The following is a 21303-nucleotide window of genomic DNA, read 5'->3' as shown; positions in this document are numbered from 1 at the left end:
ACCTGCATAGCCCCTTACTGCCTCCATAAAATTCAATTATTATTTGCTACATAAATAATACCAGAAATCTGTGCTGAAACAAAGATTTATCTCTATTTTCCGGCTACTATTTTGTCGTATTTCCGAATAATATCGAAGTCACTATCTTTAGCGTAAACATAACCTTCATGATTATATACGCTCTCAATTACCTTCTTACCTTCCTTGGACTTACCAATAGCAATGAAAGCATCTGCCAATTTTTTGCGGAAAGCCTTCGACATTGATGGTGAAACTGAGATAGTATCGTTCGGAATTTTCTGTGTAAAGTAAATTGGAACAACTTCACTCATGATCTTAGGATTGTCCTTTTGTACGATTGTCCGTGCATCTTCAAAGACAAAGGCAGCATCAGTATCGCCGTTAAGAACGTTTAAAACTGCCTGATCATGGCCAGTGACGGTAACTAACTTACAGCTCTTAGGCACATTAAGACCCTTTTCCTTTAATTCAGCTACAGGAAAAATGTAGCCGGAAGTAGAGGTTGGGTTCTGAACTGAAATGCTCTTACCCTTAAGATCCTTCCAGCTTTTAATCTTTGAACCCTTTTTAACTAAAATCTCAGCACGATAATAATTAACAAGGCTCTTGGTTAATTTGCCGCCCGGCTGCTTAATACCGTAACGCTCCGCTTGCAGCAGCAAATCGGCAGCGTGCTGTTTGTGCGCTAAGATATAAGCATCTGAAGGCAAGAAACCGACATCAACTTTCTTCGACTTCATGGCTTCAACCACCGTATTGTAGTCAGTTGACATCGTCACATGAACTGGAATGCCCAATCGTTTTGAGAGCATTTTCTCCAGCGGCTTAGCCCGTGCTTCCAATTTGGTAGCAGCGTTACTAGGTACAAACTGAACATTTAAAGATTTGGGCGTAGAACTGTCCTTAGTTGAACTTTTGCTTGAACAAGCAGTTGCAACCAGGGCAGTCAACACAGCAACGAACCCTACTAATACTTTTTTAAATTTTTTCATTATGCCCTCCTACATGACATTGAAAAATAGCAACCCGAAAATGCAAAAAATAAGCTTAACGTCAAACACGAACGTGAACTACGTTAAGCCTATTTTCGACACCTTTAATTAAAAACTGAACAAGCATAAAATTGCTAAGAGAGTCGGCGGATCTCCTTACAAAAGCACTACTAACGAATATTGCTTTTCCACATGCATGCATAACCTAAACTCCCTTAAGCAATCAAATGATTAGTCCATAGCAATAATAGCAGAAAGTTTAAACTTATGAAAGAGGTATTTTGCTTTTTTGCGTATTTTTATATAAGGGCTAAAATTAAAGACATTAGGAGAAAACAAACATATGGAACAAATTAATAATGATTTACGCTGTCCGTGGGCACGAAGCCAAGACAAATTAATGCAGAACTACCATGATCATGAGTGGGGCAAGCTGAATTTGGCTGATAATTATCTCTACGAAATGCTGGTTCTTGAGGCATTTCAATCGGGGCTAAACTGGGCAATTGTTTTGCACAAACGCGAAAACTTCCGGCAGGCATTCAAAAATTTTGTCCCCGAAGAAGTCGCCCAAATGACCGCTGATGATCTGCAAATGCTGCTTGAAAACAAGGCGATCATCCGCAATAAGATGAAAATCACGGCAGCAATCAACAATGCCAAAACTGTGCTGATGATTCAAGCTAAGCACGGCAGTTTTACCAAATACTTGCAGAGTTTTATTGTTAATCCCATTATTCACCATCCAGAAACATTGGCAGATATTCCGCCAACTAGTGAATTAGCCACACGCATTGCCAAGCAAATGAAAAAAGATGGTTTTTCCTTCGTTGGCCCCGTGACCACCTATTCTTTTTTACAAGGAGTTGGCTTGATCAATGACCACCTTGAAAGCTGCCCGTTTAAATATAAAGGATAAAAAATAACGGATCTCCGGTTAAATAAACCAGAATTCGTTATTCAATGCATTTTCATTAAGCATTAATTATTTCGGCTTAATTGGGTTATTGTCAACATCAGTGCGCACGATCAAGACGTCCGCCAAGGCATGCTGGTTGACATATTCGGTCACCGAGCCCATCAGCATCCGTTCAACCGCGTTTAAGCCGGTTGCTCCAATAACAATCAGGCTATCGCCATGATCCTTGATGAAGTCATAAGAAATAACCGCCTTCGGGCTGCCATAACGAATGTGGTAATCAAGATCGTCAAAGTTAAAATTATCTTTGGCCCACTTTTGCAGACTTTTTAGATATTTTTCGGCGTCCTGTGTCATTTGGTAAACAGTGTCGCCTGAAATCAAAGTATCCTGCATCTCGCCTAAGAATTGCCGTGTATCAATCACATTAAGCACATCAACATGAGCATCATCCGTCATTGCAATTTTAATTGCCTTGTCAAAGGCACGTTCAGCTGATTCAGAGCCATCAACCGGCACTAAAATACTTTCTTTTCCCATACTCACGTTCCTCATTTCCTAAAAAACATTTTCAAAACTTCTTTCCCTTATTTTAGCATAATTTAGAGCGTTACTACTTTTTTATAATTGTTTACTTCCTTATTTGTTGCTAGAATAGATGATGTGCATTAAATGATAAAGGTGGAATTTATGACTAACGAAATTGATAAAAAATTAACCGGCGTTAACCATGGCCGCAACTTTCGTGAACTGGGCGGCTATCAAACTACCGACGGCAAGACAATTAAAAAGCACAAGCTGCTTAGGACCGGAAATTTAGCTGAATTAACTAAAGACGAATTAGCTTATCTCAGCCAATACGGTGTTAAGTATATTGTTGACTTTCGCAGCAAGGATGAAGTCGACGCGCAGCCAGATCCAATCCCTGAAGGCGCTGATTATGAGTATGATCCCGTATTCAGCGATGACTTAACCGATTCTTCCAAAAGTATGAGCGAAATAATCCGCCAGGCTAATCAAGACGAAGAATTTGGCTTTCAGCATATGCTGCTGGCTTATGAAGACATGATTACCAGCAAGGTTGCTAATGAGGCTTACCGGAAGTTTTTTGCTTTGCTGCTGGCAAATAAAGAACCGGAGCAGAGCGTGCTCTTTCACTGTACAGCGGGCAAAGATCGCACCGGGTTTGGTGCAATTCTTATCTTAAGTGCGCTGGGTGTTCCTTTTGAGACAATCAAAAATGACTACCTTTTAACCAATGTTATCACTAAGGATTATGTCGCCAACTTTTTGAAGCAGGCAAAACTCAGAGGAGCAAGTGATAGTTCCCTGCATGTGCTGCGTGATTTTCAGACCGTTCATCCTGAATACTTCAATCATATTATGGAGACGATCACTAAAAATTATGGCAGCATTGACAATTATTTGCATAAGGTAATGCAATTATCCGACCAGGATATTGCGGACTTACGCAGTATCTATCTTGAATAAGGCTTAACATTAGAGGAGAAAACAATGACAAAAAAGAGGAGAAAACAATGACAAAAACAAAAACCGTTTACTTTGGCGCCGGCTGGTTTAACGACAAGCAAAACAAAGCTTACCAAGCAGCAATGAAGGCTTTAGAAGAAAACCCAACAATTGACCTGAAAAACAGTTATGTTCCGCTGGATAACCAATACAAAAATATCCGGGTTGACGAACATCCGGAATATCTCCACGATATTGAATGGGCCAGCGCAACTTATCAAGGTGACTTAATTGGTATCAAGTCTGCCGACATTATGCTTGGTGTTTACCTGCCAGACGAAGAAGATGTTGGTCTAGGAATGGAACTGGGCTACGCGTTAAGCCAAGGCAAGTATATTTTGCTGGTGATTCCCGATGAAGATTACGGCAAACCAATCAACCTGATGAGCTGGGGCGTTTGTGACGGAGTAATTAAAATTAGCGAATTGAAGGATTTTAATTTTAATCAGCCGCGTTTCAACTTTTATGACGGTGCCGTTTATTAACAAAGTTAGCCCTACTAAAAAAGATTCTCTCACGAGAATCTTTTTGTTTACGTTTTATTAAATTATGCCTGATAACGTGATTCACCGTTCAAATACGTCTCCTGCAGGGTCATATCCGGATTCAGTACCAAGAAATCCGCGTCCTTATCCGGTGCAATCGAACCGCACTTGTCTAAAATGTGGGCACTCTTAGCTGGAACATATGATGCCATCATCACGGCCTCTTCCGGTGTTGCTGCGTTCCAGTCAACCACGTTCTTGACCGCATTCTTTAGTTGCAAGATACTGCCGGCTAAATTATCATTGTCCTTAAGCCGCGCCATGCCATCCTTAACATAAACCGGTAATTCACCCAGGCTATAATCGCCGTCCGGCATCATCCCGGCTTCCATACAGTCGGTAATCAGGGCAATATGCTCAGGACCCTTAACTTTAATCAAGGCACGCACCATTTCTTTTTTGACATGGTGACCATCACAAATCAATTCATCCGTGACATTATTTAGTGCCATGGCAGCATTGGAAATACTCGGTGCATGGTGCGATGGATCCGGCATCCCGTTAAAAGTATGGGTAAACATCGTGGCACCGGCTTCAACTCCGGCCGCAGCCTCGCGGTAAGTTGCACTTGAGTGTCCCAATGCCACAACTATGCCTTCATTTGTCGCTGCCCGAATAAATTCCTTTGCACCCTTTCTCTCCGGTGCAAGGGCAATCTTGTTGAGTAAACCAGCGGAAGCAGCACGCCATCCATTAAACTGGTTAATATCCGGATCAAGCAGGTACTTCGGGTTCTCGGCGCCAGCATGTTCCGCCGTGAAGTATGGTCCTTCAAAATGCAGGCCCTGAATCTTCGCTCCTGTTTCTTCGCCCTTATGGGCACCAAACATTTGACAGATTCTCGTTAAGGTATCAGCTCCGGCAGTATAAGTTGTCGGCAGCCAACTGGTTACCCCCGCACGTAAAAAGCCTTCAGACAAATGCTTTATTCCTTGCCAATCACTTTTCATGACATCTTCTTTCAAAGAGCCGTGAACGTGCGTGTCAACATAGCCGGGAGCAATCCATTTGCCAGGATAATTCACAATCTTACCCGTCGGTTTATTTTCTTCAGGGTAATAAAAACCAAACTTGCCGTTATCTTGAACTTCCAAATAGCCGCCAAGTTCGGTGGTATTTTCCAAGAAAAATTTATCTGCATGAATATAATAAGTCATCGTTTTTCTCCATTTCAAAAATAATTTTTTCAATTTATACTGCTATTTTAATCCGAATAATTGGTCTTTACCAGTTTTAATTCAAAAGCTAATAAAAATGTAACTTTTTTGGTTATAATAGACATAGTAAGTTGATAGGAAGAACAAATTATGACAAAAGACATGCAAGTAAATAACCAGCAATTAGGTCGACTTATCGGCGCAAACAAACGCAGCAATTACTATGAACTGCATTATTCTACCGGCGAAATTGCCCGGTTTTATATTATCGGCAACGGAATTTTTCGCTATTTTCTTGACCCTGACCAAACTTTTACACCGAAAAAAACTGCTCTTATTAATTTGCCCAAAATCAACCAGCAATTTTTTGATCAGTCGACGGTCCGCGCAACCAGTGATTCGTTGATCATCCATTCTGCTAATTTGCAAATTATTTTTAACCAAAATCCGGCAACAATCAGTGTCTTTGACGAAGAATTACACCGAACACGAATGGAGCAGAGCAGTCCACTGGAATTATCAGAAAACATGACCACTGAATTTCTAAAACAAAACAAGAACGAATATTATTTTGGCGGCGGTATGCAAAATGGGCATTTTAGCCATAAAGGTCAACAAATCGAAATCAGATGCGATCATCTTACCGGTAAGGGCGGCGTTCTGACGCAGGTACCGTTCTTTTGGTCTAATTCCGGTTTTGGCGAGCTGCGTAATACACTTCAACCTGGCAGATATAATTTTGGTAAAAATGCAGAAAATGTCACAAAACTCAGCCACGATAGTGGTATCTTTGATAATTTCTATCTAATTGGTAATTCAGCAGAAGACTTTTTGCGAAAACTTTATTTATTGAGCGGTCAGCCACTGATGCTGCCAAAATATGCGCTCGGATTGGGACATGTTGGTAATTTTGTAACGACAATGTGGCAGCCTAGCCAAGCAAAAGAACGCAATGCCAGCAAGTTTAACAATAATTATTTTGTTCGAACCACCAATCCTGAACAAGCAAGCGGAAAAGCTTCACTTAATGGTGAAGAAAAATATCAATTTTCGGCACGGGCAATGATTGATCGCTACCAAAAAGCACACTTCCCACTTTCCTGGTTTGTGCCTAACTACCAAGTTGCAGACGCTGATCAGAATTCTTTGACCACTTTTAATGATTACGCTGCTAAGCACAACATTCACGCTGGAATCTGGAGTCAAAAGGTTCCTGACAAATTACCCGCCAATACTTCTTTTATTTTTAGTGCTTCAAGCGAGCCTGCCACTTTAACTGCGGACGCTGAGCTTTTGCAAAGCAAATTAAGCAAGCAGCGGCCGTTAATTTTGGCAAACTATGGCATCGGAAAAAGCCAAGGCAAAACTGCTCTTGCCTTCGGCACTGCTGGCGGCAACTGGGATAACATTGCAACCCAAGTTGCCAGTTTTTTAGGTGCCAGTTTATCCGGCCAGCCTTTCATGGGGGCAGCCGTTGACGGCATCAGCGGTGGTGGCAATGCGCAAATCAGCGTTCGTGATTTTGAATGGAAGATCTTTACGCCGCTCCTTTTTTACATTGACGATCAAGGCAACTATGATAAGGAGCCATTTGCTTACAACAAAAAAATGACGCAAATTAATTGGGCTTACCTCCAATTGCGGCAACAGCTTAAAAGTTACCTCTATACTTTAACCTACTCCGCACAAAGCGGAAGTCCTATTTTGCGGCCCCTTTTTATTGAATTTCCCCACGAACAGGTCAATTACAGCGAACAATTTGGCAGCGAATTTATGCTGGGAGCAAATTTGTTAATTGCTCCCATCACCAACGGGCGTGAAGATGCTGAATGCAATTCACGCAAGGATAATTTGTACCTACCGGGGATACGGACGATCTGGATTGATCTATTTACCGGGCAAAAATTTATGGGCGGACAAGTTTTTAATAAATTATCATACCCCACTTGGCATCTGCCTGTTTTTGTGCGCGGCGGTGCAATCTTTGATTTAGGCGAACGCAATTTCTTATTTTACCCGCAAGGCACAAGCAGCAGCACAATATACAACGACAACAGCTCAACCGATTTTACTTACAATCACAGCGAAACAGTCATCAGCAGCAAACTTAGTACCAGCAATTTAGCAATCAAAATCGAACCGGTGCAGGGCAACTTTAACGGAATGAGAACTGAAGACACTACTAATTTAAATATTATGTGTGACTCTTATCCCGAAAAAATAAGTGTCAAAATCAATGACGAAATAATTGAACTGCCGGAATACGGCACAAATGATTCATTCGCACTTGCTAAAGAGGGCTTCTTTTATAATACCAACTACCGTCCTTTTCCTGCTTTTGCCCAATACACCAAACATGGGCAAACAGCGCTGCAAATCAAATTAGCTAAGCGTAATATTGCAAATGCCAAAATTGAAATCATTATTGCAAATTTTAATTACGGTAAAAAAGTCATGGTGCACGCAATCACGGATTCACTGCTGCGCGTACCCAAAATTCCAACAGTTGATCCCGCAAAAATCACCGCACATTCATTCTCACTCGCCTGGCCACGGGTTGCCCAGCGGGTTCAGGTAGAAATTAATGGTCTTTTATATGAAGGCATTGATGGCAATTCGTTTACTTTTCATGAATTGGCGCCAAGCTCGCGTTACATTATTCGCATGCGGTATGCACAAGGCAGCAAAGTTTCTCAGTGGTCAGAATATTTTGGCATTATTACTAAGCGGTCTGCAACAGACTATGCAATTAAAGACCTTCAGGTAGAAAGCAATTTTGACAGTAAGCCAAATTATCCTCTCAGCTATTTAACCGATCTAAAAGAAGCAAGCGAGTGGCAAAGCGTTAGCGGCATTAGCGAAGAAAAGCCGCTGCAGCTGATTTTTACATTTGCCAAGCCAGAACAGTTGAGCAGAATGACCTTCGTTCCGCGAAACATTGACCACGGTGGTGACCCAACCTCCATCAGCATTGATGTTTCCGCCGACGGCGAAAACTTTGCACCATACGGTGAAAAAATGCCTTGGAAAGCAGACAGCAAAAATAAAGTCATCGGTTTACGCGGTTTGACGGCGAAAGCAATTAGACTAAACATTTACCAAGCAGTTGGTAATTTTGCTGCAGGGAAAGAAATTATCTTCTTCAGAGCCAAAAGATAAAATTCATTCGGAACAAAAAATGCATCTCACAATTGAGATGCACTTTTTGTTTTAACTTTTATGTCTTATCAGATGTGCTTGGAGCTGCCTACTTTTTGCCCAATTGGTAAAAAACATTACCCCAAAAATCACAATCGAGGTCACAGCCAAAAAGATTGTCGAATCAGTATAACCGTTCAGGTTAATCACTTGCTCGTTCATAAGAAAATGATTTGATCTATCTAGTTGATTGCATAAACCAAAGAATAACATGACCAAACCGCTCAAAGTTAGCAAGCCACTGATAACTGTTAAAATTTTAATCTTGATTAACTTCAAAAAATCATGTCCTTTCTTTTCGCTATAAATACCGGTATTATATACCATCTATCAGGAAAAGCAAGGACTTTGCATGAATTTCTTATATTTTTTTACATACTTTCTGAAACATTAAAATACCTTCGTAATGATCTGAAAAGCAAGTTTTATTAGCATTCAATTGTTTACGAAAAACTCGAAATAATATGTTACCCTCTTTTTTAGCTAAAAGTATAATCAAAGATCTAAAATTAAATATTATTTACCCCATTCACTGTTCAGCCACTCAATTGCAAGATCGAACCAGTGGCCAGCGTGCGGATTGTCCTGAAACTCGCGGTCTTTGATAACCATATCGGTTCGCGCAAGGGAAAAGCCGTGGCCGCCCTTGTTAAAAATATGCACCTCACACGGAACTTCTTTGGCATGAAGCGCTTTAATATATTCCAAAGTGTTAGTCACCAGAACCATCGGGTCATCCCAAGCGTGAAAAATAAAAGTTGCCGGTGTTTCACGTGTTACACCCGTCGAACTATCCTTCAAAAATTGATCATCTGGAACTAGATCCTCTTCATCATCTGGAACATCAAAGCCAATTTTTTCAATATTAATCAATGGGTAGCCCAAAATGGTTTTATTGGGGCGAACCGCTGCTGCTTTAAAACCATATTTTTGTTGATAATCATGCGCATTCGCCATCGCATTGGCAATACTGGCCACATGACCGCCAGCGGAAAAGCCGATCGTAACGATCTTTTCAGGATCAATATTGTATTTTGCAGCACGTTCACGAAAATACTTCACGGTTGTCAAAACATCTAACCCCGCGTCGGGATAAATATCGCCCTCTTGAACCAAATTATATTCCATCACAACACTGTTAAATCCACGATTATTAAAGGCTAGGGCAACAGGTTCGCCCTCCCTTTTGGACAAATGATCAAAGCTGCCGCCCGGAATCACAATTGCCAGCGGATGCATTGGCGTCACCAAGTCACCAATATTAGCCAACATGTAATTATGAATCTTGAACTCTCGACCATTAAAGTTTGTTAACGTTAAATTTTCTACTTTCATTTTTTCACCTCATTTTTTCCTATTCCCCGTGCCAAGAAATGAGTTGACAGGGGTACCGTCAACAGCACACCAATTAGCGAATACATGATGATTAATGCCTCATTGACAAATAGTTTTTCGTTAAAAACTTCGCCCAAACTGTAATGTAGGCGGAAATACCATAAAAATAATGATAAAAAACTGCCAAACATCCCAAACAAAATAGTGTTCATTGCTGTTCCCAAAACATCGTTGCCAATCTTTGTCCCACTATTGATTAATTCATTGCGGCTGATTTCAGGATTATGTTTTTTAATTTCAAGCAGACCCGAACTCATTGCCACAGCCGCCTCGGCAACCGCACCCAAAGCCGAAAAAATTGCAACTGCAACCGCAATCATGGGGTAGCTTAAGCCTGGCATCTGTGACAGTCCAACGAGCACTTCCCCCGCTTCCGGGCCAAGTCCGGCAGCTTGGGCCAGCCATTCGCACCCTAAGATCAGTAAACTAACCAGCAAACAGACAATAAAAGCTGCGTAAAAGGAATTTTTGGCCACCTGATAATCATGTGTACCCAAAAAGATAATTGTAACTAACTTAAGCGGAATAAAAATTAAAATCAAAATAGGAATACTTATTCCCCAAGAAATTAGTAAAGCCACCAAAATCAGTAATGCTGTATTAATTAAAACACTAAAGAAACTGCGAATTCCAGTTTCACCACCTACAATTGTCATTAAAATTGCTAAAATAATAATTAAAGCAGTCAAAGTACTCATTTTATTTTACCCCACTTTAATTTTTTATCGTTTAGAAATACGAGGCTGCAGCCCGTTGCAAAAATCACCGTCAACACAATTCCGATAGCTGAAATCACGCTTTGGGTTGCACCAAGTGAGAGGGTAAAACCAAAGGCGGAACTGAGTGAATTATTATCTCGCAGGTAGATGATCGTCATCGGTAATTCGCCGGCCATAAAAATCAAAACCAAGACATTGATCAATGGACCCATAATTTCCTGACCCATCGTGCGGCCGCTGTTAATTAGCTGCTGTGCCGTTAGTCCCTTTTTGGTCTGTACCAATTCATACAGACTGGAAATAATATCTGTGGCTTCGTCCATCACCGCACCCAAAACTCCCAGTAAAGTTTGCGCCAAAAAAATGCCCCGCGGATCCTGAGTTGCGTAATCACCTGTTTCATACTTCATTTCTGTTTCACCTGTCAGTCGCATCACGAGATAGCAAAGCGCAAACGAAACAAAAACGCCAAGCAAGGTTGCCAGCCAAGTTGCCAGCATTTTTTTATTCAGACCTTGCACAAGCAGTAAACTGAAAAAAGAAAACACAATATCGGCTAAACTGAACAGCAAGATAATCTTGGCACCATTCATTTTTAGATTACAAGCAATTACCAGATAAAACAGCAGCCAGCTGATTGCCATCGAGATCGCCAAATTAACGGCATGTTTACCCGCAATGGCAATCATCAGTGTCAACGTAATCGTTAAGGTCAAAACCAAGACCCAATCCCGCTTGGGATTCTGCAAGGCCGGATCACCTTTTTTAATATTAACGAAAATTCGCTGCCGCGCCCGATACTTCTGTGTAACTAGCTGTGATGGGTAATAGATATTTTTGACAGTAAAATGCTGTCCGCGATAGCGACCCGACAAGACCTTAATATGCAAAATTTGCTGCCGTGTCTGATCGGCATTATTATAGACATCCTTATTTTTTTCAATTAAGCGGTCCGCAATAACATGATCCGTAATCACGGCTACATCATCCTTCTGGTAAATATCCGTTGCAAAATAAGTACACGCAGTCAAGACCAAGCCAATTATTGCTACTGCCGCAGCCCAAAGATAACGCCGTTTATTTTTGATTTTCATCTTTTACTAACCCCGCAAACTAACCATAATTTTAAAACAAAAAGGTGACTATTAAGCCACCTCAACATTTTAGTGATCCAACAACTTTTGCCACCAGTGTTTTTCTTTGGGCAACTGCATGTCGGCAAGTGTCCGGTATTCCACTCCCGGACCCCTTTTTTGTGCGTTTTCTTTTACTTTACTTAAAATTTCCGCATGAACTTCTTCACTGCTTTTTTCTATTTTCTGGGCAGGAGGGGTTTTTTTGCTTTTTTCTGACGGTTGATCAGCTTTCGACTTAGTTTTTGCAGCTGAGTCAAATATCTCCGGGACAGCAGTAGTACTCGTCGGTTTTACTTCATCTGGTAGAACTGCATCTGTAGTATTTTTTTGCTCAACTCGTTCAAGCTGCGCCTGCAGTGAAGCAATTACCTTACTTTGGGCTATAATTGTTTGCTGCAAGGATTGCAACAGCTGCATCATTTCTTGTATTTGTGCCGGCTTTCCCTGTGCAGCTTCACGATCCGGTGCTTCTGCTTTTTTGTTATTAACCAAATAAACTTGTCGTGCGGCCTCTTCTACAGTCAAATTATCCTTAACGATCAAGTCATGCAAAATCGCTAGATCAGTGAGATCTTTCTTGCTGTATAAACGCATCTCTTGTTTAGTCCGCTGATAATAATTTTTATTTGTCGTAACTTTTTCAATCATCAAGGAATATTTACGCAAGGCAGCAACACTAATGTGCAGTTTTTTAGCAGCAGCGGCCGGCGCCATTAATTCCTTGAAATCATGCCTATCGCTTGCCATTGAAATACTCCTTACAGCAATTATAAATCTATTTTATGAAGCAGCGTTTTCTTATGATTATAGCGCTCTATTCCAGCCTTAATTAAGCGTGTAATCAATTCCGTATAAGGGATTCCGGACTCTTCAAACAGCTTTGGATACATGCTGATATTGGTAAAACCCGGCAAAGCATTGACTTCTGTTAAAATCACCTTATTATCACTAGCACGCAGCGTCGAATCAATCCGAGCCATCCCGCTGCACTCAGTTACCTGGTAAACTTTTAATGCGTTGGCACGCACCTTGTCAACAATTTCTTTTGGCAAATCTGCCGGAATCTGCAATTTGGTTGTTGAATTGTCATCGTATTTATTTTGATAAGAATAAAAAGTACCAGCAGCATTAAAGATCTGACCGACGCCGGACACCAGCGGCTTGTCGTTGCCCAAAACGGCCGTTTCAACCTCTGTCCCTTGAATTGTCTGCTCAATCAAAACTTTATCATCATACCTAAAGGCGTCGGCTAATGCCGCAGTAAATTCGGCTTCATTGGTCACATGGTGGACCCCAACTGAAGAGCCCTGATTGGACGGCTTAACAAACAAATCTGGTCCCAATTTTTCACTAACTTTTCCATAGTCATGTTTAGCACTGGCAGCATCTTGATACTCAAATCGCTTAATCGCAATCCACGGGGCTACCGGCACACCAGCACGCTGTGCCAAAATCTTGGTAAATTCCTTGTCCATTGTCACGGCAGCGGCTAAAACATCGTCACCGACAAATGGCTTATCCAAAATTCTAAACAATCCCTGCATGCTACCGTCTTCACCCAAATTACCATGAACAATTGGAAAGAAAACATCAATTTCCGGCAGATGAGCCAATTCAGCCAGATTTGCAATATTGGCTATTTCATGCGGCGTTTTAATTTTGTATGATGGATTTTTTAAAACCTTAAAGGATTCTTCTTCATTAGCAAAGTAGCCATCATTGGTAACCCAAATGGGATGAACTTCAAATTTATCCTTATCAATTGCATTATAAATATTATGTCCAGACAAAATGGATACTTCATATTCTGAAGAATTACCACCAAAAATCAAGCCTACTTGCGTTTTCTTAGTCATTACTTTTTACCTCTTAATTATTATTATCAACTTTTAATTATACGTAATAAACTTTCCAAAAACTGTAAATTACGGTAAATTTAACAATATTTTTTAATAAAAAATCTGCCGCTGTTCTATAATTACTTTATCAAGCAAAGAAAGGTCGTATAAGCATGCCGCACAAATTTACACGAACACTGACCACACTGCTTTTGACAGTATCGATAGTATTAGGCAGCACCCAAGCGGCTCAAGCAGCCTATACCCCAAATGAACAGGAACAAATTCAGCACCTGCAAACAAAATATGCCGCTTTGGATAAAACCGAATACAATGCAAATAACATTTACCTTAAACAGCCCGTACTTAAAAATAAAATTAACGCGGGCAGGCTCGTTCCCGCTTACATTGACAGCCAGTTAAATTATTTAAACTTTTATCGCAGCCTTTTTAACTTGCAGCCAGTTAGCGAAAATTCGCTGACACAAAAAGAGGCCCAAAAAACCGCAGCTGTCATGGCCGCAATTGGTGCCAATCCATTTATTAACCAGCATGGGCTGCCTTACGAAAAAAGGCCTGCCTTTATCAGCGGGGGGTTGTGGCAGCTTGCTAAAAATACTTCTGCAGCAGCCAACCTGCATTTTATCAGCTGCCAGCAAACATCTGCCAGCATCATTAATGCCCTCTTAACCGACCAATATAATCTGACAGGCAGCGACACCGGCCACCGCGCGTGGCTTTTATCACCGCGGCTCTCCTCTGTTGGGATCGGTGCCACTTATGGCAGCAATAATTACTGCTATTATGTCCAAAAAGTCGTTAATCATGCGGACACTTATAGGCCGGCATCTGCCCCACTTGTAACTTATCCATCCAGCGAACTTTTTCCACTTGAATTATTAGACGGAGAAAATATCGCATGGTCAGTATATTTAGCAGACAAGCGCATCAACAATTGCCCCAAAATTACAATTACCGACAAAGATTCAGGAAAAACCTATCAAGCAACCGACATTAATAATTACAGCAGTGCCGGCTACGGTAATTTCAAAACGGTGATCACCTATTCACCCGGAAAAACCCCGCTGATTTTAGGTCACGAATACCAAGTTAATATTGCTGGAATCAGTTCTTACAAATTTAAATTATTCAGCCTAAAAGGAAATTAACTAAAATCGTTTGCCCAAGATATCTAAATCAATGACTTGACCAGCCATATCCGCTACTTGCGGCAAATGGCCATACTTTTGATAACCAGCTGCAGCAAATAGTTTTTGGCTGGCAGTATTTACACTAAAAATATAAGCGAGGATTGTCGTAATCCCCAGCTTTTTTGTTTGTCCAGCAGCAAATGCTAGGGCCTTACTGCCAAGTCCTCTGCCTTGAAAATGACGGTCGATATAAATGCTGATTTCAACTGTCGCATGGTAAGCCTGGCGGCCATAAAAAGATTCTAGACTCAGCCAGCCAACTTTTTCACCATCATTTTCAATTATCCACAGCGGCCTGTGGTCATTATGTGCGGCAAACCAAGCTTCTCTTTCTGCAATCGTTACCGGCTTAAGATCCGCTGTCACCTTTTTACTAGCAATGTTTTGGTTATAAACCGCGACAATGAATGGTAAATCTTCTTTTTGCGCCTGAACGTATTCAACTGCCATCAAATTAACTCTTTCTAGACATAAAAAGCCACAGCTCCTTGCGAGCCATGACTCAACTTTTAATTATCTTCTGCTGTAATCTTCCATGGAACTGCACAAATGACATATAGCAGTGCACCCACAATCACGTTATACAGAAACACGCTGCTGCTGATTTCCAGCAAAAAACCGAAAACAGCGATTGCTTCAACATTAAATGCCACAGGAATGAGTGCCAACAAACCAAAAATCAAAATCAGCCAAAAGCCGGCCCACATCCCAGCAGCAGTAACATCATGAACCAACATTCTCGTAGCCATTCGCGTCATCATATCCGTAATTAATGAATACAAACTAATGCCCGTACAAACTATAAGCACAAGATTCACCACTAACAGTACCACAGCAATATTGGCTCCAAGCATGATCGTGTTTAAATTAAAGGCCTCCACGATAAAATAAGGAGCGTTATTATGCTGTTTATTTAATTTATCATCTATTCGCTGTGCCACACTTGAAGAATCTTTATCAATATTTAAGTCAATATCATGCAGAATCTGCTTAGCTAGACCCAAACTATCGGATCTAAGCCAGTGAATCCCTAAAGAATAGTCGACAACGTGATCAGCAATCGGCTGTGTCTGCTTAACCGTCAACAAATTTGCATCTTCATCTTCGCTGGCACCGATAAGACCGGCTAAAATATTAAAATTAACATTGACTTTCCGCACCACTGTTGCTTGATTATTATCGGTTCTAATCTGTCTCTTCATAAAAAAGGGGTTGAGAAAAGTTCCGGTGAGCATCACCAACGCCGTAAGTAGAAAAATAATAAAAGTCAGTATTCGTTTGTATTGACTGTTTTGTTCGCTATTTACTCGCCTGGCAGCTGAGCGCGTGCCGTCAGCCATTCTTATCCCTCACTAACCGAAAAATTCTTTTCCTTTGTTAAACATTGTGTCAACTGCCTTATAAATTGCTTTTACATCAGCCTTTTTAACCATTTCATTGCCCAGCTTCAGCGCTTGGTCAACCTGCTTTGTAGAGCAATGCATAAAGCTATACATAAATGCTTTGGTTGTATAATCGGCAATTTGCTCAGGTGTAAGATTAAAATGCCGACGATTACAGTAAAGCCGAACCATTCCTGTTGTCACAAACGCAATGCCCGCATTCACTTCTCGTTCATTAGGATTAACTTCGTCAAAAAGGCCGGCCTCACTAACCCATTCACAAAGCATTCCGCACCATTTGTTCAATGTTTCATTTCTGGTGAATACGTCCGTGATAATTCTGTCAATCCCGTCGTCATATTCCCCCAAAAGAGCAACTGTATAAACAAAAGACTTGGTAAAAGCAAATGGTTGATTTTTAACGATATCGTTATAATCTTCAATTTGTGTACCTAAAGTATGAAATAAGTTATGGATGATATCGGAAATCAACTTTTCCTTATGCGGATAATATGATTGCAGTAATGATTTAGAAATACCCGTTTCCTCCGCAATCATTTGAAAAGAGACACCATCCATCCCGTATTCTCTAATCAACTGAAAAGTATTCCTTAAAATAACTCTTCGTCTTTCCATATTTTTTCGTCTTGCCATATTATCATCCTCTAATTACTTTCAAACAAATTTGTTATATTATATCAAGGGTTAGTGCCAAATGTACACAAAAAGCGAGCAAATTATAATAAAAAATCCTCCAGTTTAAAAGAGGATTAACTTTTTTGGGCAGAATTATTTTAATCTATCCTGCTCATCAAAAATTTTATGAATTGAACGGTCATTATAAACATAATCAATTCCGCGCGCTAAAAGAAGGTCAACAGACATGCGAACCATTCTGTCTGGATAATGACTATGCTTAATTGTATCGGTTACAACAATCTGCTCAATTGGCAGTTCATTAAGGACATCCGTTGCATTCTGTGAAAGCAGAGCGTGGGTTGCGGCCACATAAACTTTTTTAGCTCCAGCAGCCATCACCGACTTAGTTGAAGACGAAATTCTTGATCCTGTATCAATTAAATCATCAACAATAATACACTTCTTGTTCTTAACGTTGCCAATCATGTCATGAACTTCCGTATCATAACGCGCAGTACGCTGGTCAACAATCGCAATCGGCGCATTAAAATACTGGCCAAAATCACGCGCAATTTTAGCACCAGAATGGTCAGGGGAAACGACCACTAAGTCATCATCCTCACCAGCGGCAATTCCATTATCTAAAAAATATTGCGCCAGAAGCGGCATTGCGTGCAAGTGGTCAACCGGAATATTATAGAAGCCTTGGATTTGCGAAGCATGCAAATCAAGCACAATTAAATGATCCATTCCGGTAATCTGCAGCAAATTAGCAACCAATTTGGCCGTAATCGGCTCCCGTGAGCGTGTCTTGGTATCCGAGCGCGAATATGCCAAGTAGGGAATGACAACATTAATGCGGTGAGCCGATGCCCGATGCAGTGCATCCAACACAATTTCCAGTTCCATGAAGTTTTCATTTACCGGATCCTGAATTGATTGGATGACAAAAACATCGCAGCCCCGGACGCTTTCACCGATATTTACCTGAATTTCGCCGTCACTAAAATGGTGTACCGCAGTCTGAATCAGCGGTTTTTTCAAAATTCCGGCAATTTTTTCGTTTAATGCGGGATTGCCACCGAGCCCAATTAACTTCATTGGGTGTAATAACTGCAAGATTTCTTCCTTGTTCATTGTTACCTCTTATATTTAAAACTATCATTAAATATATTATAACTAAAAAAAGAATTTAATGTTGAAAAAGCACCCAAAAATAAGCTAATTTTTTTCAAATTTACCAAAAAATCATTTTTAACTCTAGCTAAACTATTAAATGCTGCAATATTATATTAATCTTAAATTTTTATGTAGTTTATAAATAGAATAACACAGTTGGAAAATAATATATTAGATTTTGGTAGTATTTCGGATAAATCAGCAACCAAAATAACAGACAAATATGTTATGTGTGTAATTAATAATTTTGGACGAGAAGTGCTTTCCGAAGATGAGACCGGCACAACAAACACTGCAAGGAAAAACCGCAAAACGTAATTTTAAGTCAGCCATGGCTTAACATATAAGCCTGAACTTTAGTCTGAACTTCTGCTTGGGTCTTAATTATGATTTCTGGTTTTTCTTCTGTATAATAACGCTCGGAAAAAACTACTTCGCCATCATTTAAGAAAATCTCAATTGAACTGGTATCAATAAAAATTTGCATTTTTAGTTTGGCGCTTGGCTTTAAGCTGCCAAACCTTTTTTTATCTTCTTTTTGCTTGTCGGCACGCTCAAGAACCACTTCATTCGCTGCATTATTCCAAGTTAGTGAAACTAGTTCATTGTTATCATTTTTTAAGATAAAACTTATTTTTTTACCTGACCAATTGCCAACGAAAAATTCAAGCAGAAGCTCAAGATGCTGCGAATCGGGCACAGCAAGTTGTTTTTTGCTAATTAGTTCTTCTTCATTAATAATTTCTTGTTGACGCAGGCTCTTCAGTTCAGCAACCGGCCTCATATACAAGTGATCGTCTTTCAAAATTAATTCACGTGGCAGCGTTAACGCTCCTGCCCAGCCGTCTGCTTGCTCCGGCATTTGCGCGTGCCACATATCAAGCCAGCCAATGACAATCCGGCGCTTGTCCGGAGCAAGCATTGTCTGTGCTGCATAAAAATCATGCCCGTGATCCAGCTCTTTAAAAGAGCCATGCGTAAATTTGTTTTTACGATAATCTAGACTGCCAATAAAATAACCAGTTTCATCTTTATTCAGGTATTCCTTAGCAGTTGCTTTAATTCCTTTGGGCGAGCACAGCAAGATATCTTTCCCATCCAAATTAAATAAATCTGGACACTCCCACATATTGCCCTCTTTTTCAGCATTGTCAGCCGCAGCAATTGGACCCAAGTATGACCAATGCAGTAAATTTGCAGACCGATAAAGCAAAGCCCGGCCTAAGCCCCTTTTATTCTGACTGCCCAAAACCATGTAATAATTATTTTCGTGTTGCCAGACTTTAGGATCACGAAAGTGCTCAGTGTTATCTTCTGGGGCTTGAGCAATTACGGGGTTATTCTCATACTTAGTGAAATGAATTCCGTCCCTGCTGCAAGCAATGTTTTGTGTCTGCCAAAAGCGACTAGGATTATTGGCATCGTAATAATGCTGTCCTGTATAAAATAAGTATAAACAATTATCTTTGACAATGGCACCTCCAGAATAGCAGCCATCCCGATCTTCAGCATCCCCCGGCGTGAGCGCAACCGGCAGCTCCTCCCAGTGAACCAGGTCTTTGCTGCGGTAATGTCCCCAATGCATCGTGCCCCATTCAGCAGAATAGGGATAATATTGGTAAAAAAGATGGTAATAACCTTTAAAATACGAAAAGCCATTGGGATCATTCATCCAGCCGGTTGGTGCCGCAACATGATAATTTAAGCGATAACGCTCGTTTGTGATCCCAGAACTTTTGGTTGTAGTTTCTTTCCCCATTATTTTTCCTCTCAGTCTTCTGCTGGTCTTTTTTTAAAATAATACAACGAACTACAAAAAAAAGCGCAAAGCTAATCTCTGCACCTCGCAATTATTTAAAAGAATTTTCAATTAAGTCCAGCATTTTCAAGCTCTTAACCGCATAACTGTTATGCGTCTGCCGCGGCATCAAGATCAGCTGGCCCTGCGGAATAATTTGGCTGTACCAGCGCACATGTTCCACCTTGACCCAATCTTTTTCACCAACCACACAATAAACGGGAATGGTAATTTTCTTCAGGTTGTCTTCAGACATAAAACTTTCGGTCAATTCAACCCGGCTGTCGCGGTCAAGCCGCAGGAAGCGCAAGCAACCTTCTGTCAAGTAATGGTAGGGGCGAATACCCGCACCGTTAACAAAAACACCAGCCACAATTATTTTTTTGAAAATATCCGTCTGCTGACTGGCAAGCATCATGGCTACCAGGCCGCCGGCATCAAAACCATAGCAATAACAGCCCTGGATGCCAACTTGCTTGATAAAAGCAGAAACATCTTCAACTTCTGTCTGGTAGTGCTCGGCAACGTCACCCTCGCTTAAACCATGGCCCCGCATGTCCAGCACATAAACCGTGTAATAAAGCGACAAGGGCGCCACCAGCTTATCAAACATCTCACCGTCAAGGTGATGGCCATGAAGCAGCAGCAGGGGCGTCCCCTTACCTAACTTATGATAATAAAGTCCAACACCGTTAACCTTTTCAATCATGATTGTTTCCTTTCACTAGCCTGAACCAACTTCTGCTTGTCAGTCCGTGCCTTTTTTCGCTCCCGCCAAAGGCTGTGTAAAATGATTTTAAGGATTAAATAATTCGCCTTAAAATCATCCGGGATCATCTTTAAGTTAAAATCGTGGACCATGCTGTCTTTACGTTGAAAATAATGATACAGCGGCCGACTCGTGCAATAAAAACCGGAAGTAAGCGCCAGATACTGCACGTTAAAAATTTGATCTTCCATAAAAGTTAGATTTTCAACAAAGCGCAGCTTGTTTTTACGTACAACGCTGGTCTTATAGCCTTTATTCCAGGTATAGCCTTTTACCGGGGTAGTCAAAAAGCGGCTGTTAAAAAAGGAGCCCAGCGGATTAGTCACCAGCTGGTAGGTCCGTAACCGGTTTTTCATCCCTGCCGCTACTTTTTTAGTACTAATAACAGATTGAGGTTTATTTTCATAATCAAGCCAAAAACCACACGAAACCATTGCGCTGTCGGGATAATCATGAAAGGCTTGAACAAAAAAAGCCGTATAACCGGGATCAACCCAGTCATCTCCGTCGTGAAAAGTAAAGTACGGTGTATCAACATTTGCCATCCCGACATTGCGGGCATCGGATAAGCCGCCATTGGGCTTATTAATAATTTTAAAATGATGAAACTGCTGGCGGTAACTTTCTGCTATCTGCCTAGTTTCATCAGTAGAACCATCGTTAACAATTAGCAATTTGAAATTGGGGTCTGTCTGGTTAGCTAGATGATCCAGCGCGCGGCCCAAATAAGCTTCAACATTGTAAACCGGCATAATGACGGTTAATTCAGGTTGCTTTAACATAGCATCCTCCCTATCTTGGTCTTATTATATCATCTAATGAAATTTGCGCATGGTCTAGACAAATTTTAAGCAGTTAATAAAATTATCTAAATT

At 40.8% G+C, this 21303-nt stretch carries 20 protein-coding genes and 1 pseudogene; 5 read left to right on the top strand and 16 right to left on the bottom strand.

Annotated features, from left to right (window positions below):
• Positions 1-92 precede the first annotated feature (92 nt).
• Positions 93-1013, bottom strand: coding sequence for a phosphate/phosphite/phosphonate ABC transporter substrate-binding protein (locus tag PT285_RS01745; protein ID WP_277147394.1), 921 nt, complete (start codon positions 1011-1013; stop codon positions 93-95).
• Positions 1014-1356: 343 nt separating this feature from the next.
• Here PT285_RS01745 and PT285_RS01740 point away from each other — a divergent pair, with 343 nt between their 5' ends.
• On the top strand, positions 1357-1932 hold the full coding sequence (locus tag PT285_RS01740) for a DNA-3-methyladenine glycosylase I (RefSeq protein WP_277147392.1): 576 nt from the start codon (positions 1357-1359) through the stop codon (positions 1930-1932).
• 66 nt (positions 1933-1998) lie between these two features.
• Here PT285_RS01740 and PT285_RS01735 read toward each other — a convergent pair whose 3' ends face one another.
• Positions 1999-2472 carry a universal stress protein gene (locus PT285_RS01735; protein ID WP_277147390.1) on the bottom strand — a complete coding sequence of 158 codons (474 nt, stop codon included), beginning with the start codon at positions 2470-2472 and terminating at the stop codon, positions 1999-2001.
• A 150-nt stretch (positions 2473-2622) separates the two neighbouring features.
• On the opposite strand from PT285_RS01735, the gene PT285_RS01730 reads away from it, so the two are divergent.
• On the top strand, positions 2623-3423 hold the full coding sequence (locus PT285_RS01730) for a tyrosine-protein phosphatase (protein ID WP_277147388.1): 801 nt from the start codon (positions 2623-2625) through the stop codon (positions 3421-3423).
• 47 nt (positions 3424-3470) lie between these two features.
• Positions 3471-3947: a nucleoside 2-deoxyribosyltransferase gene (locus PT285_RS01725; RefSeq protein ID WP_277147386.1), complete on the top strand. Its 477-nt coding sequence runs from the start codon at positions 3471-3473 to the stop codon at positions 3945-3947.
• Between the two features lie 62 nt (positions 3948-4009).
• Here PT285_RS01725 and nagA read toward each other — a convergent pair whose 3' ends face one another.
• Complete coding sequence (gene nagA / locus PT285_RS01720) at positions 4010-5164, bottom strand: N-acetylglucosamine-6-phosphate deacetylase (RefSeq protein WP_277147384.1); 1155 nt, start codon at positions 5162-5164, stop codon at positions 4010-4012.
• Between the two features lie 150 nt (positions 5165-5314).
• On the opposite strand from nagA, the gene PT285_RS01715 reads away from it, so the two are divergent.
• Positions 5315-8323 carry a TIM-barrel domain-containing protein gene (locus PT285_RS01715; protein ID WP_277147382.1) on the top strand — a complete coding sequence of 1003 codons (3009 nt, stop codon included), beginning with the start codon at positions 5315-5317 and terminating at the stop codon, positions 8321-8323.
• Between the two features lie 51 nt (positions 8324-8374).
• Here PT285_RS01715 and PT285_RS01710 read toward each other — a convergent pair whose 3' ends face one another.
• From PT285_RS01710 to PT285_RS01685, 6 genes and pseudogenes are all read right to left on the bottom strand, one after another.
• Positions 8375-8641 (bottom strand): hypothetical protein, encoded by a 267-nt coding sequence (locus tag PT285_RS01710; RefSeq protein ID WP_277147380.1) that lies wholly within the window; start codon positions 8639-8641, stop codon positions 8375-8377.
• Positions 8642-8878: 237 nt separating this feature from the next.
• The gene (locus PT285_RS01705) at positions 8879-9697 is read right to left on the bottom strand and encodes an alpha/beta hydrolase (protein WP_277147378.1); all 819 of its coding nucleotides are present in this window, start codon (positions 9695-9697) and stop codon (positions 8879-8881) included.
• Positions 9663-10455: pseudogene (locus PT285_RS01700) on the bottom strand (YibE/F family protein). Before PT285_RS01700 ends, PT285_RS01705 begins: the two are co-directional and overlap by 35 nt.
• Entirely contained in the window at positions 10452-11570 is a 1119-nt protein-coding gene (locus tag PT285_RS01695) for a YibE/F family protein (protein WP_277147376.1), read from the bottom strand. Before PT285_RS01695 ends, PT285_RS01700 begins: the two are co-directional and overlap by 4 nt.
• Positions 11571-11639: 69 nt before the next feature.
• Positions 11640-12359 (bottom strand): transcriptional regulator, encoded by a 720-nt coding sequence (locus PT285_RS01690; protein ID WP_277147374.1) that lies wholly within the window; start codon positions 12357-12359, stop codon positions 11640-11642.
• Between the two features lie 20 nt (positions 12360-12379).
• Positions 12380-13468 (bottom strand): D-alanine--D-alanine ligase family protein, encoded by a 1089-nt coding sequence (locus PT285_RS01685; protein WP_277147372.1) that lies wholly within the window; start codon positions 13466-13468, stop codon positions 12380-12382.
• A 155-nt stretch (positions 13469-13623) separates the two neighbouring features.
• On the opposite strand from PT285_RS01685, the gene PT285_RS01680 reads away from it, so the two are divergent.
• Positions 13624-14619 (top strand): CAP domain-containing protein, encoded by a 996-nt coding sequence (locus PT285_RS01680; protein ID WP_277147370.1) that lies wholly within the window; start codon positions 13624-13626, stop codon positions 14617-14619.
• Here PT285_RS01680 and PT285_RS01675 read toward each other — a convergent pair whose 3' ends face one another.
• From PT285_RS01675 to PT285_RS01645, 7 genes are all read right to left on the bottom strand, one after another.
• Positions 14620-15111 carry a GNAT family N-acetyltransferase gene (locus PT285_RS01675; RefSeq protein WP_277147368.1) on the bottom strand — a complete coding sequence of 164 codons (492 nt, stop codon included), beginning with the start codon at positions 15109-15111 and terminating at the stop codon, positions 14620-14622.
• Positions 15112-15170: 59 nt separating this feature from the next.
• Complete coding sequence (locus tag PT285_RS01670; RefSeq protein WP_277147366.1) at positions 15171-16001, bottom strand: hypothetical protein; 831 nt, start codon at positions 15999-16001, stop codon at positions 15171-15173.
• Positions 16002-16013: 12 nt separating this feature from the next.
• Positions 16014-16697, bottom strand: a complete 684-nt coding sequence (locus tag PT285_RS01665; RefSeq protein WP_277147364.1) for a TetR/AcrR family transcriptional regulator — start codon at positions 16695-16697, stop codon at positions 16014-16016.
• Between the two features lie 135 nt (positions 16698-16832).
• Positions 16833-17819 (bottom strand): ribose-phosphate pyrophosphokinase, encoded by a 987-nt coding sequence (locus PT285_RS01660; protein WP_277147362.1) that lies wholly within the window; start codon positions 17817-17819, stop codon positions 16833-16835.
• Between the two features lie 367 nt (positions 17820-18186).
• Positions 18187-19620: a sucrose-6-phosphate hydrolase gene (locus tag PT285_RS01655; RefSeq protein ID WP_277147360.1), complete on the bottom strand. Its 1434-nt coding sequence runs from the start codon at positions 19618-19620 to the stop codon at positions 18187-18189.
• A 91-nt stretch (positions 19621-19711) separates the two neighbouring features.
• A complete protein-coding gene (locus PT285_RS01650) occupies positions 19712-20368 on the bottom strand; it encodes an alpha/beta fold hydrolase (RefSeq protein ID WP_277147358.1) in 657 nt (218 codons plus the stop codon).
• Positions 20365-21210: a glycosyltransferase family 2 protein gene (locus PT285_RS01645; RefSeq protein WP_277147356.1), complete on the bottom strand. Its 846-nt coding sequence runs from the start codon at positions 21208-21210 to the stop codon at positions 20365-20367. Before PT285_RS01645 ends, PT285_RS01650 begins: the two co-directional genes overlap by 4 nt.
• Positions 21211-21303 lie beyond the last annotated feature (93 nt).

The organism is Lactobacillus sp. ESL0791, from assembly GCF_029433255.1.
Taxonomy (GTDB): Bacteria; Bacillota; Bacilli; order Lactobacillales; family Lactobacillaceae; genus Lactobacillus.
This window is presented reverse-complemented; position numbering and strand designations above follow the sequence as displayed.

Coding starts and splice junctions, on each gene's coding strand:
- PT285_RS01745 (WP_277147394.1), bottom strand. CDS start 1,013: ATGAAAAAATTTAAAAAAGTATTAGTAGGGTTCGTTGCTGTGTTGACT.
- PT285_RS01740 (WP_277147392.1), top strand. CDS start 1,357: ATGGAACAAATTAATAATGATTTACGCTGTCCGTGGGCACGAAGCCAA.
- PT285_RS01735 (WP_277147390.1), bottom strand. CDS start 2,472: ATGGGAAAAGAAAGTATTTTAGTGCCGGTTGATGGCTCTGAATCAGCT.
- PT285_RS01730 (WP_277147388.1), top strand. CDS start 2,623: ATGACTAACGAAATTGATAAAAAATTAACCGGCGTTAACCATGGCCGC.
- PT285_RS01725 (WP_277147386.1), top strand. CDS start 3,471: ATGACAAAAACAAAAACCGTTTACTTTGGCGCCGGCTGGTTTAACGAC.
- nagA (WP_277147384.1), bottom strand. CDS start 5,164: ATGACTTATTATATTCATGCAGATAAATTTTTCTTGGAAAATACCACC.
- PT285_RS01715 (WP_277147382.1), top strand. CDS start 5,315: ATGACAAAAGACATGCAAGTAAATAACCAGCAATTAGGTCGACTTATC.
- PT285_RS01705 (WP_277147378.1), bottom strand. CDS start 9,697: ATGAAAGTAGAAAATTTAACGTTAACAAACTTTAATGGTCGAGAGTTC.
- PT285_RS01695 (WP_277147376.1), bottom strand. CDS start 11,570: ATGAAAATCAAAAATAAACGGCGTTATCTTTGGGCTGCGGCAGTAGCA.
- PT285_RS01690 (WP_277147374.1), bottom strand. CDS start 12,359: ATGGCAAGCGATAGGCATGATTTCAAGGAATTAATGGCGCCGGCCGCT.
- PT285_RS01685 (WP_277147372.1), bottom strand. CDS start 13,468: ATGACTAAGAAAACGCAAGTAGGCTTGATTTTTGGTGGTAATTCTTCA.
- PT285_RS01680 (WP_277147370.1), top strand. CDS start 13,624: ATGCCGCACAAATTTACACGAACACTGACCACACTGCTTTTGACAGTA.
- PT285_RS01675 (WP_277147368.1), bottom strand. CDS start 15,111: ATGGCAGTTGAATACGTTCAGGCGCAAAAAGAAGATTTACCATTCATT.
- PT285_RS01670 (WP_277147366.1), bottom strand. CDS start 16,001: ATGGCTGACGGCACGCGCTCAGCTGCCAGGCGAGTAAATAGCGAACAA.
- PT285_RS01665 (WP_277147364.1), bottom strand. CDS start 16,697: ATGGCAAGACGAAAAAATATGGAAAGACGAAGAGTTATTTTAAGGAAT.
- PT285_RS01660 (WP_277147362.1), bottom strand. CDS start 17,819: ATGAACAAGGAAGAAATCTTGCAGTTATTACACCCAATGAAGTTAATT.
- PT285_RS01655 (WP_277147360.1), bottom strand. CDS start 19,620: ATGGGGAAAGAAACTACAACCAAAAGTTCTGGGATCACAAACGAGCGT.
- PT285_RS01650 (WP_277147358.1), bottom strand. CDS start 20,368: ATGATTGAAAAGGTTAACGGTGTTGGACTTTATTATCATAAGTTAGGT.
- PT285_RS01645 (WP_277147356.1), bottom strand. CDS start 21,210: ATGTTAAAGCAACCTGAATTAACCGTCATTATGCCGGTTTACAATGTT.